The organism is Prochlorococcus marinus str. MIT 9312 (genome assembly GCF_000012645.1).
Lineage (GTDB): Bacteria > Cyanobacteriota > Cyanobacteriia > PCC-6307 > Cyanobiaceae > Prochlorococcus_A > Prochlorococcus_A marinus_L.
This window is the reverse complement of sequence record NC_007577.1, coordinates 1,482,427-1,500,268: the sequence shown is the minus strand read 5'-3', so window position 1 is coordinate 1,500,268 and position 17,842 is coordinate 1,482,427. Positions and strand designations below refer to the sequence as shown.

General features: G+C 34.0%; 15 protein-coding genes and 1 tRNA gene. 9 read left to right on the top strand and 7 right to left on the bottom strand.

Features of this window, described 5'->3' with window-relative positions; genetic code table 11:
• Positions 1-7 precede the first annotated feature (7 nt).
• The 5 genes from fusA (at position 8) to PMT9312_RS08230 (ending at position 5,400) form a co-directional block, all read left to right on the top strand.
• The gene (gene fusA, locus PMT9312_RS08250) at positions 8-2,083 is read left to right on the top strand and encodes an elongation factor G (RefSeq protein ID WP_011377143.1); all 2,076 of its coding nucleotides are present in this window, start codon (positions 8-10) and stop codon (positions 2,081-2,083) included.
• 45 nt (positions 2,084-2,128) lie between these two features.
• The gene (gene tuf, locus PMT9312_RS08245; protein ID WP_011377142.1) at positions 2,129-3,328 is read left to right on the top strand and encodes an elongation factor Tu; all 1,200 of its coding nucleotides are present in this window, start codon (positions 2,129-2,131) and stop codon (positions 3,326-3,328) included.
• Between the two features lie 102 nt (positions 3,329-3,430).
• Positions 3,431-3,751, top strand: coding sequence for a 30S ribosomal protein S10 (gene rpsJ / locus PMT9312_RS08240; RefSeq protein WP_011377141.1), 321 nt, complete (start codon positions 3,431-3,433; stop codon positions 3,749-3,751).
• A gap of 56 nt (positions 3,752-3,807) precedes the next feature.
• Complete coding sequence (locus tag PMT9312_RS08235) at positions 3,808-4,464, top strand: LON peptidase substrate-binding domain-containing protein (RefSeq protein ID WP_011377140.1); 657 nt, start codon at positions 3,808-3,810, stop codon at positions 4,462-4,464.
• Positions 4,465-5,400, top strand: a complete 936-nt coding sequence (locus PMT9312_RS08230; RefSeq protein ID WP_011377139.1) for a methyltransferase domain-containing protein — start codon at positions 4,465-4,467, stop codon at positions 5,398-5,400.
• 1 nt (position 5,401) lies between these two features.
• Here the strand turns inward: PMT9312_RS08230 and pheA are convergent, their stop codons facing one another.
• Positions 5,402-6,247 carry a prephenate dehydratase gene (pheA, locus tag PMT9312_RS08225; protein ID WP_011377138.1) on the bottom strand — a complete coding sequence of 282 codons (846 nt, stop codon included), beginning with the start codon at positions 6,245-6,247 and terminating at the stop codon, positions 5,402-5,404.
• A 52-nt stretch (positions 6,248-6,299) separates the two neighbouring features.
• Here pheA and PMT9312_RS08220 point away from each other — a divergent pair, with 52 nt between their 5' ends.
• Positions 6,300-6,818, top strand: coding sequence for a DUF1997 domain-containing protein (locus PMT9312_RS08220; RefSeq protein ID WP_011377137.1), 519 nt, complete (start codon positions 6,300-6,302; stop codon positions 6,816-6,818).
• Here PMT9312_RS08220 and PMT9312_RS08215 read toward each other — a convergent pair.
• Together PMT9312_RS08215 and PMT9312_RS08210 are read right to left on the bottom strand one after the other, a co-directional pair.
• The gene (locus tag PMT9312_RS08215; RefSeq protein ID WP_011377136.1) at positions 6,804-7,421 is read right to left on the bottom strand and encodes a ribonuclease HII; all 618 of its coding nucleotides are present in this window, start codon (positions 7,419-7,421) and stop codon (positions 6,804-6,806) included. The two genes, PMT9312_RS08220 and PMT9312_RS08215, sit on opposite strands and share 15 nt — an antisense overlap.
• Complete coding sequence (locus PMT9312_RS08210; RefSeq protein ID WP_011377135.1) at positions 7,378-9,195, bottom strand: Rne/Rng family ribonuclease; 1,818 nt, start codon at positions 9,193-9,195, stop codon at positions 7,378-7,380. The genes PMT9312_RS08215 and PMT9312_RS08210 overlap by 44 nt, the downstream gene beginning before the upstream one ends.
• 287 nt (positions 9,196-9,482) lie before the next feature.
• Between PMT9312_RS08210 and PMT9312_RS08205 the strand changes: the two genes are divergently transcribed.
• Both PMT9312_RS08205 and clpS read left to right on the top strand, forming a co-directional pair.
• Positions 9,483-10,709, top strand: coding sequence for an LL-diaminopimelate aminotransferase (locus PMT9312_RS08205; protein WP_011377134.1), 1,227 nt, complete (start codon positions 9,483-9,485; stop codon positions 10,707-10,709).
• Positions 10,710-10,741: 32 nt separating this feature from the next.
• Entirely contained in the window at positions 10,742-11,059 is a 318-nt protein-coding gene (clpS, locus tag PMT9312_RS08200) for an ATP-dependent Clp protease adapter ClpS (RefSeq protein WP_011377133.1), read from the top strand.
• Between the two features lie 19 nt (positions 11,060-11,078).
• Here clpS and PMT9312_RS08195 read toward each other — a convergent pair whose 3' ends face one another.
• From PMT9312_RS08195 to PMT9312_RS08185, 3 genes are all read right to left on the bottom strand, one after another.
• A complete protein-coding gene (locus PMT9312_RS08195) occupies positions 11,079-12,698 on the bottom strand; it encodes a photosystem II high light acclimation radical SAM protein (protein WP_011377132.1) in 1,620 nt (539 codons plus the stop codon).
• A gap of 106 nt (positions 12,699-12,804) precedes the next feature.
• Positions 12,805-13,896 carry a glycosyltransferase family 2 protein gene (locus PMT9312_RS08190; protein WP_011377131.1) on the bottom strand — a complete coding sequence of 364 codons (1,092 nt, stop codon included), beginning with the start codon at positions 13,894-13,896 and terminating at the stop codon, positions 12,805-12,807.
• 138 nt (positions 13,897-14,034) lie between these two features.
• Positions 14,035-14,106 (bottom strand) — tRNA-Thr (locus PMT9312_RS08185).
• Between the two features lie 55 nt (positions 14,107-14,161).
• Here PMT9312_RS08185 and PMT9312_RS08180 point away from each other — a divergent pair.
• Complete coding sequence (locus tag PMT9312_RS08180; protein WP_011377130.1) at positions 14,162-14,398, top strand: DUF3493 domain-containing protein; 237 nt, start codon at positions 14,162-14,164, stop codon at positions 14,396-14,398.
• A gap of 16 nt (positions 14,399-14,414) precedes the next feature.
• Here PMT9312_RS08180 and infB read toward each other — a convergent pair whose 3' ends face one another.
• Positions 14,415-17,801, bottom strand: a complete 3,387-nt coding sequence (gene infB / locus PMT9312_RS08175; protein ID WP_011377129.1) for a translation initiation factor IF-2 — start codon at positions 17,799-17,801, stop codon at positions 14,415-14,417.
• Positions 17,802-17,842: the final 41 nt, after the last annotated feature.

Below are 17,842 nucleotides of genomic sequence, written 5' to 3'. Positions count from 1 at the left end.
TTTAAAATTGGCACGCGACTTTCCCCTAGAACGAGTTAGGAATATAGGTATAGCCGCTCATATTGACGCAGGGAAGACAACAACAACTGAAAGAATCTTATTTTATTCAGGTGTTGTTCACAAGATTGGAGAAGTTCATGATGGTGCTGCCGTAACAGATTGGATGGCCCAAGAAAGAGAACGAGGCATAACTATTACTGCTGCTGCAATATCTACAAGTTGGCAAGATCACAGAATCAATATTATTGATACTCCAGGACACGTTGATTTTACTATTGAAGTGGAAAGATCAATGAGAGTCTTAGATGGAGTTATTGCTGTATTTTGTGCTGTAGGAGGAGTTCAGCCTCAATCTGAAACAGTTTGGCGACAAGCAGATAGATACTCTGTTCCAAGAATGGTTTTTGTAAACAAAATGGACCGGACTGGCGCAGATTTTTTAAAAGTTAATAATCAAATTAAAGACCGACTAAAAGCAAATGCACTTCCTATTCAGCTACCTATTGGAGCTGAAGGAGATCTCACGGGCATTATTGATTTGGTTGCTAACAAAGCATATCTTTACAAAAATGACTTAGGTACTGATATTCAGGAAGCACCAATTCCATCTGAAATGGATGATGAAGCTGCTGAGTGGAGATATAAATTGATGGAGAGTGTTGCAGAAAATGATGAAGAGCTAATAGAAACATTTCTCGAAACAGGAGAATTATCTGAAGAACAACTTAAAAAAGGGATAAGAGAAGGGGTTTTAAAACATGGACTAGTTCCTGTATTGTGTGGGTCAGCCTTTAAGAACAAAGGTGTCCAACTTGTTTTAGACGCTGTTGTCGATTATTTGCCAGCTCCAGTTGATGTGAAGCCAATTCAAGGTGTTTTACCAAGTGGCAAAGAAGATGTTAGACCTTCTGATGATAATGCCCCTTTCAGTGCATTAGCTTTCAAAGTGATGTCAGATCCCTATGGGAAATTAACTTTTGTAAGGATGTATTCGGGTGTTCTTTCAAAGGGAAGTTATGTCATGAATTCTACTAAAGATGCTAAAGAGAGAATTTCTAGATTAGTAATTTTAAAGGCTGATGAAAGAGAGGAGGTTGATGAATTGAGAGCTGGAGATTTAGGAGCTGTATTAGGACTTAAGAACACTACAACTGGTGACACTTTATGTAATACAGAAGATCCTATAGTTTTAGAGACCTTGTTTATCCCCGAACCAGTTATCTCTGTGGCCGTTGAGCCAAAAACCAAAGGTGATATGGAAAAATTATCAAAAGCTTTAACTGCTTTGTCCGAAGAGGATCCAACCTTTAGGGTAAGTACTGATCCGGAGACAAATCAAACTGTTATTGCTGGTATGGGCGAGTTGCACCTAGAAATCCTTGTAGACAGAATGTTAAGGGAGTTTAAAGTTGAAGCTAATATTGGAGCTCCTCAGGTTTCATATAGAGAGACCATCAGGTCTAGCTCTAAAGGTGAAGGTAAATATGCAAGACAAACTGGAGGAAAAGGTCAATATGGTCATGTAATAATTGAAATGGAACCTGCTGAAGTTGGTAAAGGGTTTGAATTTGTTAACAAAATTGTTGGTGGAGCTGTACCGAAAGAGTACATTGGTCCTGCATCTAATGGAATGAAAGAAACCTGTGAATCTGGTGTTCTTGCCGGTTATCCACTCATTGATGTAAAAGTAACACTAGTCGATGGTTCATTCCACGATGTAGACTCATCAGAAATGGCCTTCAAAATTGCAGGTTCCATGGCTTTTAAAGATGGGGTTAAAAAATGCAACCCTGTCCTTTTAGAGCCTATGATGAAAGTTGAGGTCGAAAGTCCTGACGACTTTCTTGGATCTGTAATTGGTGATCTCTCCTCTAGAAGAGGTCAAGTAGAAGGACAATCTGTTGATGATGGATTGTCTAAGGTACAGGCCAAAGTGCCCTTAGCCGAAATGTTCGGTTATGCCACTCAACTCCGATCAATGACTCAAGGTCGGGGTATATTCTCAATGGAGTTCGCAAATTATGAGGAAGTCCCTCGTAATGTTGCTGAAGCTATCATTACCAAGAATCAGGGCAACTCCTGATCTCTAAACTAAAACACTCTTAAACCCTCGATTCTTTAATTCAAAATGGCTCGCGAGAAGTTCGAAAGGAACAAACCACATGTCAACATAGGTACTATTGGCCATGTTGATCATGGAAAAACAACACTTACTGCTGCTATTACAAACGTATTAGCAAAAAAAGGTCAAGCTCAAGCTCAAGACTATGGAGACATTGATGGTGCTCCTGAAGAAAGAGAGCGCGGCATTACTATTAATACAGCTCACGTCGAATATGAAACTGAAGGCAGGCATTATGCTCATGTTGATTGCCCTGGACATGCTGATTATGTAAAAAACATGATTACAGGAGCCGCCCAAATGGACGGAGCTATTCTAGTTTGTGCAGCCACCGATGGCCCTATGGCGCAAACAAAAGAGCATATTCTTCTAGCTAAACAGGTTGGAGTACCTGCTCTTGTAGTAGCTCTTAACAAGTGCGATATGGTCGATGATGAAGAAATTATTGAACTTGTTGAAATGGAAATCAGAGAACTATTAGATAGTTATGATTTCCCTGGAGATGATATTCCTATAGTTCAAGTTTCAGGTTTAAAAGCTCTTGAAGGTGATTCTACTTGGGAATCAAAAATAGAAGAATTAATGACAGCAGTTGATGCAAGCATTCCTGAACCAGAAAGAGAAGTTGATAAACCATTCTTGATGGCAGTTGAAGACGTTTTCTCAATTACTGGTAGAGGAACTGTAGCTACTGGAAGAATTGAAAGAGGAAAAGTTAAGGTTGGAGAAGAAGTTGAAATAGTTGGAATAAGAGATACAAGATTGACAACAGTTACTGGAGTTGAAATGTTCCGTAAACTTCTTGATGAAGGTATGGCTGGTGATAATGTTGGTTTACTTTTACGTGGTGTTCAGAAAGAGGATATTGAGAGAGGAATGGTACTCGTTAAGAAAGGATCCATTACCCCTCATACTCAGTTTGAAGGAGAAGTTTACGTTCTAAAGAAAGAAGAGGGCGGCAGACATACACCTTTCTTCGCAGGTTATAGGCCTCAGTTTTATATCCGAACAACTGATGTGACAGGTCAAATCACAGCCTTTACTTCTGATGACGGTTCTAATGTTGAAATGGTTATGCCAGGTGACAGAATCAAGATGACTGGAGAATTAATTTGTCCAGTAGCTATTGAACAAGGTATGCGATTTGCAATTCGTGAAGGTGGACGTACTATTGGTGCTGGAGTTGTTTCTAAAATTCTCAAATAAGACGTTTGAATTTTAAGAATTTAACCTCAATCACTTAAAATAAGTCAATGGACTAGGGCCATTGTTAATCAATGGCCTACCACTAGAAATTAATTTGAAATTATGACTGCATCAATTGCACAACAAAAAATAAGAATAAGACTAAAAGCATTTGATAGAAGAATGCTTGATTTGTCTTGTGAAAAAATAATTCAAACCGCCGATACTACATCTGCCTCAGCAATAGGTCCAATACCTCTACCTACTAAAAGGAAAATCTATTGTGTTTTGAGGTCACCACATGTTGATAAAGATTCTAGAGAGCATTTCGAAACAAGAACTCACCGAAGATTAATAGATATTTATAGTCCTTCCGCAAAAACTATTGATGCCTTAATGAAGTTGGATCTTCCTAGTGGTGTAGATATAGAAGTTAAACTTTAAGAAATCCCGAAAAGGACTTAAATTGATTAGTATAAAAAAACATTAATGAGGTTTAAATGGGAGAGCTCTCAGTAAGGGAATTACCTTTATTTCCTTTGCCAGAGGTAGTTCTTTTCCCTCAAGAAATATTGCCTTTACATATTTTTGAATCTAGATACAGAATTATGCTTAAATCTGTACTAGAGAGTGATTCTATGTTTGGCGTTATAAAGTTGGATTCAAATACTAAAAGTATGGCTAAAGTTGGATGCTGTGCTCAAATTTTAAAACATCAAACTGCAGAGGATGGAAGAAGTAATATTATCACCCTCGGACAACAAAGATTCCAAGTATTAGAAATAACTCGTTCAACTCCATATTTTTCAGCGATGGTAAGTTGGATTAGTGATGAAAAGATTGATGATCTTCAAAAATTAGATTCTTTAAAAGATTTAGTTACTGAAGCACTTAATGATGTTATTAACTTAACAAGTAAATTGACAAATACAAAAAAAAACCTACCTGATAAACTACCTAACAATCCTATGGAATTATCATTTTGGATAGGAGCTCATTTGGGTGGTCCTGTTGCAGAGGAGCAGCAAAGACTTCTAGAGGAAAGAAATACTTATACTCGTTTGCAAAGAGAATATGAAATGCTTGATCATACAAGAAAACAACTGGCTGCAAGAACTGCTTTGAAAGAAAGTTTTCCTGATATAAAAGAAAATTAAATGGTTGAATTATTTTTACCTTTTTTTTTACTGGTTTTATTTCTTTTAGCTTTGTTTTTTGTCTGGAGAATTAATCCTAGAAAATATATTTCTTCTGGCACAGTGGCATCTGCATATGATGCTTGGACCCAAGATAAATTGCTTGAGAGATTGTGGGGAGAGCATATACATTTAGGCTTTTATCCCTCAGATGGGAAGAATATTGATTTTAGAAAGGCTAAAGTTCAGTTTGTGCATGAATTAGTCAAGTGGAGTGGTTTAGATAAATTGCCAAAAGGATCCAGAATACTCGATGTAGGTTGTGGAATAGGAGGAAGTTCTAGGATTCTTGCGAAATATTATGGATTTAATGTTACTGGAATTACAATTAGTCCTGCTCAAGTAAAAAGAGCAAAAGAACTTACTCCTCTTGGACTCAATTGTAATTTTCAAGTTATGGACGCATTGAATTTAAAATTTAAAGATGGATCATTTGATGCGGTATGGAGTGTGGAGGCGGGCGCACACATGAATGATAAAACTAAGTTTGCAGATGAAATGCTGAGAACTTTGAGACCCGGAGGTTATTTGGCATTAGCTGATTGGAACTCAAGAGATCTCAGATCATATCCTCCTTCTTTTTTTGAAAAGTTGGTTCTTAAACAATTACTTGATCAGTGGGTTCATCCTGATTTTATAAGCATTAACGAATTTGCTAATATTCTTAGTACTAATAAAAATAGTGCAGGAAGAGTTGTTTCTGAAAATTGGAATTTTTATACAAATCCTTCATGGTACGACTCCATAATCGAGGGAATTCGAAGACCTTCTGCAATTTTAACTCTTGGACCTTTAGCGATAGTTAAGTCAATAAGAGAGATCCCGACAATACTTCTTATGAATTGGGCATTTAGAAAAGGTTTAATGGAGTTTGGAGTTTATAAATGTAGAGGATAAATTAATCTAACTCAATATTCTCAGAAAAATAATTTCCAAAATCTACAAAGTTATTGCATAGGGGTTTGAGATGATTTTTTAATTCAAGAAAGTTTTCAATATTATTTTGATTATTGATTTCTAAATCAACATATATAATATATTCCCCTAACTCTCTTTTAGAAGGTCTAGACTCTATTTTACTCATATTAAAGCCAAAATCAGCAATATAATTTATAGCCTTAAGTAAAGCACCTGGTTTGTTGGAGATTAATGAGAAAGCAAAACTGGCAAGATTAGGCGAATTAGAATTTGATTCTTTGCTCAATAAGACAAATCTAGTGCAATTACCTGGAACATCATTAATAGGGAAGGCTAATTCTTTAAGCCCTTCAATTTGAATTAATGATTTTGAACCGATAGCTGCTCTAAATTGACTTCCCTTTACCATATTCACAGCTTCTGATGTTGAATTTGTTGGAAGAGGGATAGCATTTGGAAGATTTTCAGATAACCATTCTGAACATTGAGCTAATGCTTGAGGATGAGATAATACTTCTGAAATCTTTGAAAGTTCTCCATCACTAATTAATGCATGTTTGATGGGTAAAACAATTGCTTTATTGATAAAAATATCAGGAAATTTCCAGAGGGCATCTAGAGTGGCTGTCACTCCACCTTCTACAGAATTTTCAATAGGAACTACAGCAGCATCACAATTTTTGTAGGCTAATGATTTTATAACCGAATGTAGTCCGTTACATGGTACAAATATAGGTGTCTGAAAATTGGCAAGCTTTGATAATATATGAGCTGCTTTTTCTGCGTATGTCCCTTGAGGACCTAAATATGCAACTTGTTTGCTCATGATTAATAGTAAGAAAAAAAAAGATCAAGTAAGCATTGGAGGAATATAGAAAATGCTATTGTCTTTTGATGCAAAACAAAAACTAAAGCTTTCCGTAACACGGAATAAAGAATATCTTTCTAAATATCTTTTGGAAGAAGAAAGAGTTGTTGGAGCAATGCTGGACTCCAAAAAATTAGTACCTGAAGGAGAAGGTAGGTATAAGTATACAGTAACAAGTTTTAAGGTTTTTCAATTAGATATCAATCCTGTTGTTTCAATTGCAGTAGAAAATAAAGATGGAATTTTAAAAATGAGTGCTCTTGAAAGTAAATTGGATGGTTTGGGGATGATAGATGACTTTAATCTTATTTTGAAAGCGAATTTGGAAGCAACTGATATTGGATTAGAAGGAGAGGCGCTTTTAGGAGTATCTGTAAGCCAACCTCCTTTACTGAAACTGGTCCCAAAGAAAATTTTGGAATCTACTGGTCATTCGGTATTGAACGGAATTTTGTTGGGTATAAAGTCAAGAGTTCAACAGCAATTAGTGAAAGATTTTGTAGATTGGTGTGAATTAAATAAGATCTGATTGATTTAAAAAACTTTTCCTATGAAGATTAGTTATTCCATTTTTTTTGATATTTGAAAAATGCTCCCTGGTACCATACCCTTTATTTTTAAATATTAAGTATCCTGAGTATTTTTTTTCTAATCTTTCCATTAGATTGTCTCGAGCTACTTTTGCAACTATGCTTGCTGAAGCTATTGCGGTAATTTTCGAGTCTCCTGATACTATATTTTTCTGAATTCCTTTCCATGGTCTTAACAATAAAGGGCCATCAACTATTATTTCAGATGGTTTTTCTTTTAATTTTTTTAAAGCTCTTATCATTGAAAGTTCTGTTGCGACTCTGATGCCGAGCATATCTATTTCTCTGGCTGAGGATTGCCCAATTCCATAATCTGAAGAAAGTAATAAAATTTTTGGCAAAAGTAATTTTCTTTTTTTAGGAGTTAATTTTTTACTATCCTTTACTCCAAATTGTTTCAAGATAAATTTATTTTTTTCAGTTAAAACTACAACAGCGGAGAAAACTGGACCAAAAACTGCTCCCCTTCCAACTTCATCTATTCCAACTTCGGATACTTTATTCAATACTTGCTGAAGATCTTCTTCTTTTTTTTCTCGCATTGCTTATTTCATCGGTAAGTTCAACTTCATCCTTCTTATCTATAAATATAACTTCATTTTTTTTATTAGTTTTTTTTGATTTATCTTTGGGATTTGCATTTGTTTCAATATTAATCTCAATCATTCCTTCTTTTGAGTTTGAGATTTTTTTAATTTGTTTTGATTTTGTTTTTTTATTATCTAAAGTTTTATCTTGTTCCTTACTATTCTCTTTTAAACGCACAAAATTATTACTGGTTAGGTATTCTTTACCTAACTTGATTAGTGGATTAATACCTAATTGGCTGAAAACAATTTTTTCTTCATTAGTAAGATCAACAGTTATTATGTTTTTTTCTTTTGAATTTGATCTGTTCAAATCATCATTATCATTTTCTTTTTTATTAGAAGAATTCTCCTTACTTAAGTTCTGTTGGTTAAGTAATTCCTTTTCAATTATTTTCTCCTGATTTTCAGCTGATTTAGAAGTATCTATATCCAACGGTTTTATAATGTTTGATTGATTAGATTTTTCGTCAATATTTTTAATTTTTAGGTTAGGATTTTCATTATTCAATATATTTTCTACATGTCCTGTTCCATTGCATATGGAACATTTTTTACCGAATAATTCATATATATTTTGACCCTGTCTTTTTCTCGTTAACTCAACTAAACCTAATTCAGTAAGCTGAGCTATTTGAGGTCTAGCAGAATCATCTTTTATCGCTGAAGTAAAATGCTCAAGTAATTGGAATTGATCTCTTCTAGATTCCATATCAATAAAATCTACAACAATAACTCCACCTATATTTCTTAATTTCATTTGTCTTGAGATTTCAACTGCTGCTTCGCAATTCGTCCACAAAACGGTTTGTCTTGAGTTAGCGGATCTTGTAAATGATCCAGAGTTTACGTCAATTACTGTTAAGGCTTCAGTAGGTTCAATAATTATATAACCCCCTGACGGTAGATCTACTCTTGGCTGAAGAGCTTTTTGAATTGTTTTCTTGATTTCATATTTCTCTAAAATATTTTGGTTTAAATTGTTATCGTGAAATTCAATACCTATATTAGATTCATAATTTATTAAAAAATCTTTTGCCCTTTCAACTGAAAATTTACTATCGATAATTATGCTTTTAGTTGATGATTTAATATGATCTCTTAAGATTTTGAGAGAGAAATCATCATCTCTTTTTACTAAATTTGGTGGATTAGACGCCTCAGAAATTTTCAATATGTTTTCCCATTGTTGAATTAATTTTTCTAAATCATCAATTAGTAGTTCTTCTTTTATCTTTTCAGCCTCTGTTCTGAATACTAAACCTGTGCTAGGTGGTTTTATTAAAACTCCAAGAGCTTTTAAACGGCTTCGTTCTGTTTCTGTATTTATTTTTCTTGAAATATTTACCCCTTGGCCATATGGCTGTAATATTATGTATTTCCCAGGGATTGAAATATTCCCGGTTAATCTAGGCCCTTTAGATCCTGTGGGTTCCTTTATTACTTGTACTAGAACTTTTTGTTTTGGTTCTAGTAATTCAGTTATTCCAAATGTCCCTTTTTTGAGTCTCAATGGACCTAGATCTGAAACATGGATGAATCCATTTTTATCACTTTCACCAATATTTATGAAAGCGGCATCAATACCAGGAAGAACATTTTCAACTGTTCCTAAAAAAATATCGCCAATTTGATATTGACCTTGTGCGACGATTAATTCATCAACTCGATCATCTTTGAGTAGTGCTGCAATTCGAGCCTGCTCAGCGATGATAATTTGCTGAGACATATAGTAGATTCTGAATGGTTTGAATTTTGAAAATCATCTAAAGAAAAGAATTAGATTTTATCTTTTAAGAAAGCAATTTTTATAGCTAGTATTATTTACTTTTTAAAATTAATAGTGATTGAATTCTGCTATTTATAAAGCTTTAAACGATTTTCAAACTAATTGAAATTGAATTCATAGCTATGATTATCTCTTATATTAATCATAACTACAATAATATTAACATCTAATCACCACTTAAGCACGTTGATCCATTATTCTAATATTGGTTAAATTTTTTATTTAAAGTGGTTCAAGTAAACGAAAATTATTTAAAACTTAAAGCAGGCTATTTATTTCCTGAAATTGCGAAAAGGGTGAAAATATATTCTCAATCAAATAAGAGTGCTGAAATTATTAAGCTTGGCATAGGAGATGTTACAGAACCATTACCTAGAGCATGCATAGATGCTATGAGTAAAGCTTTAGATGATATGGGAACAGCCGAAGGTTTTAGAGGTTATGGACCAGAACAAGGTTATTCTTGGCTCAGAGAAAAAATATCTGAGCATGATTTTATTTCGAGAGGCTGTCAAATATTACCTGAAGAAATCTTTGTGTCAGATGGGTCTAAATGCGATAGTAGCAATATTTTAGATATTCTTGGCAAAGATAATTCAATTGCTGTAACAGATCCTGTTTACCCTGTTTATGTAGATAGTAACGTTATGACAGGCAGAACTGGAGATGCTCTTGAAAATGGAACTTATCAAGGGTTGACATATCTTGCAATAAACGAGGGAAATAACTTTCTGCCAGAACTACCTCAAAAAAAAGTTGATATTTTATATCTTTGTTTTCCTAATAATCCGACTGGAGCAACGATTACTAAAGAAGAATTGAAAAAGTGGGTTGACTATGCTCTTCAAAACAAATCTTTAATACTTTTTGATGCGGCTTATGAAGCATTTATTCAAGATAATGATATTCCACATTCAATATATGAGATTGAGGGAGCAAAGGATTGTGCTATTGAATTTAGATCTTTTTCAAAGAATGCAGGATTCACTGGAGTTCGATGTGCTTTTACCGTAATACCTAAAAATCTCAAAGGTTTGAGCTCAACAAATGAGGAAATAGACTTATGGCCTCTTTGGAATAGGCGACAATCTACAAAGTTCAATGGAGTAAGTTATGTGGTTCAGAGAGGAGCAGAGGCTGTTTATTCTCTTGAAGGGAAGAAAGAGGTAAGAGGTTTAATTGATTTTTATATGGAAAATGCAAAAATCATGAAAAATAAACTTCAGACTGCAGGATATAAAGTTTATGGTGGGGACAATGCTCCTTATATCTGGATTAAAGTTCCTGATCAAATGACATCTTGGAACTTTTTTGATTTCCTTCTTCAAAACGTTAGTGTTGTAGGTACACCTGGGAGCGGATTTGGATTATCAGGAGAGGGTTATTTTCGTTTGTCAGCATTTAACTCACGATCAAACGTTCTTGATGCAATGGAAAGAATAATTAATATATAATTATTAGTACTATCTAGATTCTAGAAAATTTAATGTTATCTATAAAGTTAGAACAAAGTGTAAGTAATAATTCAGCAGTGATTGAAAAGAAACCTGCTGAATTAAAAAATAAATCTCCAAAATATAGGGTTTTACTTCATAATGACCCAGTTAATTCTATGGAGTATGTCACTATTTCTCTACGAGAAGTTGTGCCGCAATTAAGCGAACAAGATGCTATTGCCATAATGCTAGAGGCACACAATACGGGTGTAGGTTTGGTAATTGTTTGTGATTTAGAGCCAGCAGAATTCTACTCAGAATCATTAAAATCGAAAGGAATTTCTAGTTCAATTGAGAAAGAGGATTAATTAATAACGGTTGAATTTATTATTTAGAATGAGCTAATTTCCGTTCTGACAAGGGACGGACTTTTAAGGATTCTTTTAAGGATGACTTTCCATATTCTCTCTCAAGAATGTTGATAACTGTTTTACCAAATTCATCTTCTTGATTATCAAAAGCTTCTAAGCAAACCTGACCAAGTTTTTTCCCTAATGAGCCTGGATTCCACAGAAGTTTTCTCGCTGTCCAGGGCATCATACTCATTGGATTATAATTCGGCTTCAAAATTTTATGATCTAAGGCGTACTTCTCAAGAAGAGTGTGAGGTTCCAAACCTATAAAGAATATAGCTGGATCAACTAAGCCTTTACCAAAAATTTTTTCTAATTCTCTATGGTAAGCAATTGTTTGTCTAATGGTGCTTGGCGTTTCATCAAAAACATTAAATGAATAATTGACTGAAACATGGTTCTTGAAACCTGATTCGACTAGCATTCTGCAATTATTTAATACTGTTTCAAGGTCATATGCTAATCTCATTTTTCTAACAAGTTCTTGAGATCCTGAGGTGATACCTATTTCAAAATAGCTCATACCTGTATCCACCATAAGCTGAGCTAGCTCAGCATCAATATTATCTGCTCTGATGTATGCAGCCCAATTAATATCTTCCCAGCCTTGATCCTTAATAGCTTGCAAAAGTATTTTTGCATCTTCAATATGTTTTTTGGCTGGAATAAACTGTGCATCTGTGAACCAAAATCCCCTCACTCCAAGATCATACAATTGCTTCATTTCTTTGATCACTTCCTTAACAGGATTCACGCGAACCTGCTTCCCCTCCACAACTGTATAAACACAGAAACAACAATTATGAGGACAACCTCTTTTTGTTTGCACCCCTACATAGTAATCTCCACCTTCTATATACCAATTGAATTCAGGCCATATTGATTTGATATATTTATAGTTGCAGGCAGTTTTAATAGTGCCTGAAGGTTGTTCATGTATTAATTTGTTCCGAGGTTTTTGTCCAGCAAAATAACATCTTTCTTCCTCTATAGAATCTCCCCTAATAATTTTCTCTATTAGATTTTCTCCCTCTCCAACTGAAATTACAGTTCCTTTTGGAAGTAGATTGCCTAATTGTTCATAGAAGACACTAACTGCTCCGCCTCCTAAAATTACAGTTACATCTTTGTTGTATTTTTGTGCTCTTTTTAGACCCATTTTGACTAAAGCAGTATTTCTATATATTTCTCCATAATGAGATGCAATTAATTTTAATCCTCCCCAAGAACCCCTGATTTTTTTAAGGATATTTTTTGAGTAGAAAACCTCAAAAGAGTTTTGTAGGGGATTTCCACTTCTGCCATCAACAGGTGCATAAATTTGTATATCTCTCCATGAAAAAATGATTAGATGAGGTCTAAATTGATCAATTTTTCTCGATAAATATTTGGAAACTTTATTAGATGGAATTATTGCTAGATCAATAAATTGTTGCTCTATATTTGGAAAACATTTATGAATATGGTCTGCTAAATAAATAGGTCCTATTGGAAATATCGGATTACATGGCAATCTTACAGTTAGGATTTTTCCATAGTGATTTCTGTGGTAACTTTTTTTATTTAATTTTTTCAACTTCAAATTAAAATTCATGTCATGAAATTTAATGAATTTATTTTCTTTAAGAATCTAACTATTTTATTACTAATTTGGAGAAATTAAAAATCCCTAGAAAATACTAACGAAAATTTAATTAAATTCAAATATCAGAAATCATATAAATCCAGCATACTTTGAGAAGTTTTAATCCATCTATCCATCTAGATATATTAGGTGCTCCAGATTTCCTAGCGTAATATCTAACAGGATAATTTAGTATTTTAATATTATTGTTTGCAGCTTCAAAAATTATTGTAAAGTCTCCAAATGGGTCAGACTTGGAATCCCAACTTCCGTTTTGTTTCATAAGTTTAAAGAATTTTCTTGAAAAAACTTTTGTTCCACAGAGTGAATCTGATACAGGCTTATTTATGAGAATTGATAGAAATATTGCAAAGAGTCTATTGCCTATATAATTTGCCCATCTCATCGCATCTTTTTCCATTGGAAAAGTTGTGCGGGCGCAATTAATTAGGATATTTTTATTTTTGGTTGATTCCATAATTGCTGCAATACTGTCATCAATATCTACAGTAAAATCACTATCAATTATGGCTAGGGTTTCACCTGAAGAAATATTAAATCCCTCTACAACTGCATTTTTCTTTCCTTTAGAAGTTTGTTGTAAAAGAGATATCTTGAAGAAATTTGAGAAATTTTCTTTTAACTCTTTCAAAATCTCATATGTATTATCATTGCTGTTACCTTCAACAAAAATAATTTCTAATTTATTGGGTATATTTTTGAATTTATTTAAAGCATTAATTAAAAGTTCTTTATTACCAGCTTCATTTCTTGCAGGAATTACTATTGATATTAAATGTTGGGAAACATTTTCACTATATTTATAAAAAACTATTTCGAGCTCGTAGGCAAGTTCTTTTACTATTGGTATTTTGCGAAAAATATTTTTTAGAGATTTTGGAATTAGCTTAGTGGGTAAAGGAGTTAATTTTTTTGCTTTCCATCTAACTGATCTATAGTTATAAATTTCTGCTAGAGACTCAATATCGTATAAATTTATTCTTGCTTTGCTAGTAGTTTCTCTAAATATTCTTGAATCAAATCTTAGCCATCTTGTTATTGGCTCCCAAGTATTACCTCGGACTTTAATTGAAATAAATTCGTTATTTTCTTTGAATAATTGATGAAGTTTATTATTAGTTAAATTCCAACTATTAACAGATTTCATTACTTTATACAGTTTGTTAATAACAATCTAGTATATATGGATTATTTACTTTATTAATATTAATTTCCATGCTTTTCAAGTATTATTTACATATATAATTGTATATGGTTAATTATAGTTTTAAATTTGCTTTGTAAATGCCGATAATTGGAATTGAACCAATGACCTACTGTTTACGAGACAGTTGCTCTGCCGCTGAGCTATATCGGCTTAATTAAAATATTAATATTTTTATATAGACTTAAGTTTATGATTGCAAGTATTTATGTCAAAAATAGATCCTGAATTAAAAAAGAAATTATTAAAGGAAACCCAGACTCCCTTCAAGGGATTAAGGAGAATATTGTGGATAGCTTTTAGTGGTTCTGCATTTTTGGGCCTTCTAATAATGCTTTCCAAAATTTCGAGTGGCAGTGAATTACAGCAAAATAACCTTTTTATACAATTGGGTGCTTGTATACTGTTCCCTACTCTATTATTTTTTGATAGGAATAAAGACTAACGAATTAAATACTTAGTTATTGCGTTAATGTTCTCTTTTTAGTAACAAATTTGAATGCTTCGATTATGTCGCCTTCAGTCCAAGAAGAGAATTTATCACAACCAACTCCACATTCAAATCCTGTATTTACTTCTTTAACATCATCTTTAGACCTTTTTAGTGAGTCTAAATTACCCTCAAAAATTACTTTATCCGATCTAATAACTCTAAGAGAACAATTCCGTTGTAATTTACCAGTTTGTATATAACAACCTGCGATAGCTCCTTTACCAACTGCGAAAGTTGCTCGAACTTCGGCTTTGCCTAATGATTCTTCGACAAGATCAGGCTCAAGTAGACCTTCCATAGCCAGCTGAATGTCTTCTAAGAGTTTATAGATTACTTCATATTCTCTTATGTCAACATCATTCGCATCAGCTGCTCTCTTCGCTCCAGATGCCAATGAGGTGTTAAATCCAATGATTACTGAGCCTGATGCAGCTGCGAGATCTATATCTGTCTCAGTTATTTCTCCCGGAGCAGAAAGTAGAACTCTGACTTGAACTTCATTTTTTGGTAATTGTTCTAGTGATCCCAATATCGCTTCTACACTACCTTGAACATCAGCTTTGAGAATTAAGTTTAACTCTTTTAATTCTCCATCATTTGCTTGAGTTGATAAGGAAGATAGGGTAACTCTTCTAGAGGCCATTTGCTGAGCTAATTTTGTTGCTCTAGCATCTGTGGCTCTGTCTCCGACAATAGCTCTAGCAGTTTTCTCATCAGGGTAGACTTCAAATTCATCTCCTGCTGTTGGTACTTCACTGAATCCTAATGCTTCCACTGGGAATGATGGTCCTGCTTCTTTGATTCTATTGCCATGTTCATCAACCATTGCTCTAATTTTTCCAAGGACTGAACCTGCAGCCAAAACATCCCCAGATTTTAAGGTTCCATTTTGTACTAACAAAGTAGCAACAGGCCCTTTGGCTTTATCTAGGTGAGCTTCAATAACGGTTCCTTTGGCCGATCTGTCAGGGTTAGCTTGTAAATCTTCTACTTCTGAAACTAGTAGAATCATTTCGAGCAATTTATCAATATTTTGTTTTTTTATCGCACTTACTGGAACCATCACTGTATCTCCTCCCCAATCTTCAGCAATTAAATCTTTTTCTGATAGTTCCTGCTTGACTCTTTCTGGAGATGCCCCTTCTTTATCAATTTTATTTATTGCAACAACAATTGGTACTTTTGCAGCTCTTGCATGACTAATAGCCTCCAGTGTTTGAGGTCTGCAGCCATCATCTGCTGCTACTACAAGTACTGCCACATCAGTAACTTTTGTGCCCCTTGCTCTCATTGCTGTAAAGGCTTCATGACCAGGAGTATCAAGAAAAGTCAATTTTTTCTTTTTAGATTCGTGTTTAAATTCAACTTGATAGGCGCCTATATGTTGAGTGATCCCTCCTGCTTCTCCAGATGCTACTCTTGATTCTCTGATGGAATCTAGAAGACTTGTTTTCCCATGATCTACATGACCCATTACTGTAATAACAGGCGGTCTTTTTATTAGACTATCGAAATCATCAGATTCAATCATATCTACTGTTTTCTCTGCGGCCTCTTGGATATCATCTTGCAAAACAGGTACCCCAAATTCTTCTGCTACTGTTTCAATAGTTGCTAAGTCAAGTGATTGAGTTACAGTTGCTGTTATTCCTTTAAAGAAAAGAGATTTGATTATTTCAGAACTTTCAAGACTTAATTTATCAGCTAATTCTTGAACCGTTAAATTATCTTCGGGAACTATTATCATTTCAGGCCTGACTTGTTTGGCCTCTTTGGCAGCCTTTAATTCCATTGCTCTTCTTTTCTGTCTTTGCCTTGTGGTCTCTTTTTTCTTTTTCTTGAATTGTTTTGTAGATTTATGAGACTTAGATTCTTCAGATTTTTCTTTCTTTGGACGTGCCAAACTAGCTGATAATATTGAAATTTTTTCGCCTGAATATCCACTGGTTTCAGATGTTAATGAATCATCATTCTCTCCGATAATATGAACTTTCTGCCTTTGTTTCTGGGGATTTTTATTTCTTAGTGCTTCTAGTTTTGCACTATCATCCCAATCTTTCCGTCCTGGTTTTTTTGAACTGTTTGAAAATGGTCTATGAGGGGGTTTTTTGGAACTCGGGACAGCATTTGGACGACTAGCAGGAGCTTTTGCCTTTTGTTTAGGCGACTCAATATTTTGTTTTTGGTTATTTGTTTTAGCTAGTGTATCTTTTTCAGATTTATTAGTTTTTTGAAGTTGTAAAAGTTCATTAGGCGATACTGGTTTCCTAATCCCAGTGGACTTTTGACTATTAAATCTTGAGCCAGGCCTATTGGGCATGCCAGGTCTGTTTGGAGCACCAGCTCTATTTGGATTTGCTTGTCTATTAAATGAGCCAGGTCTGCCTTGATCTGTTGGTTTGTTTCTTAATCCAGGCCTATTGGGCATGCCAGGTCTGTTTGGAGCACCAGCTCTATTTGGATTGGCTTGTCTGTTAAATGAGCCAGGTCTGCCTTGATCTGTTGGTTTGTTTCTTAATCCAGGCCTATTGGGCATGCCAGGTCTGTTTGGAGTACCAGGTCTGTTTGGAGTACCAGGTCTGTTGGAGACAGTTTGTTTAAAAGTAATGTTTTGCTTGTTATTTTGCTTATTAGGATCGTCTCTTCTTATCGGGGCACCTACTAGCTCAGGGGTGTTTCTTCTATTATTAGAATTTTTTGGTTTAGGTTTGTTCCTATTTTGATCAGGTTTGAGTGATAGTTCTCTTTTATCTCCTGAATTGGGGATGTTCTTGGAAGATTCATTAGATTTAAGATTATTATTTATATTTTTAGGCTTTGCAATAAGTTGAATAGGCGGTTTTGCCGGAGTTTTGATAGGTGGGATTGTGTTATTTCGGAAAGTTTTTTTATCTTTGTTGAAATGTTCTGATGGTTTACTCTTTGTATTTTGATTTGTGAGATTTGCTTGAGATTGCGAACTGTTATAAATATTGGGTTTATTGGGATTTTTAAGTTGATTTGGAATTACTTTTAGACTCTCAGGCTTATTAAGAGGTTTGTTCAATAGTTGTTTTTTGTTTGAATTATCTTTGAGAGGTTTCCCTTTGACAGAAGAAATGACAGGAGATTTATCTTCTTTGTTTTGTTTGTAATTATCTTTTTTATTTGAAGGTTTATTAATAGAAAGTATTTGTTTATCTGAATTCTTTTTATTAATAAGATTTTTTATTTTTTTTGCCTCTTCTACACTAATAGAACTGCTATGGCTTTTTACTGAAATTGAGAGTTTTTGAGCGGCATCCAATATATCTTTATTTTCCAGATTTAAGTCTCTGGAAAGTTCGTAAATTCTGATTTTATCGCTGATAGTCATTTAATCTGATTTGTACTCTTTTTGAAATTAAAGAGGATTTA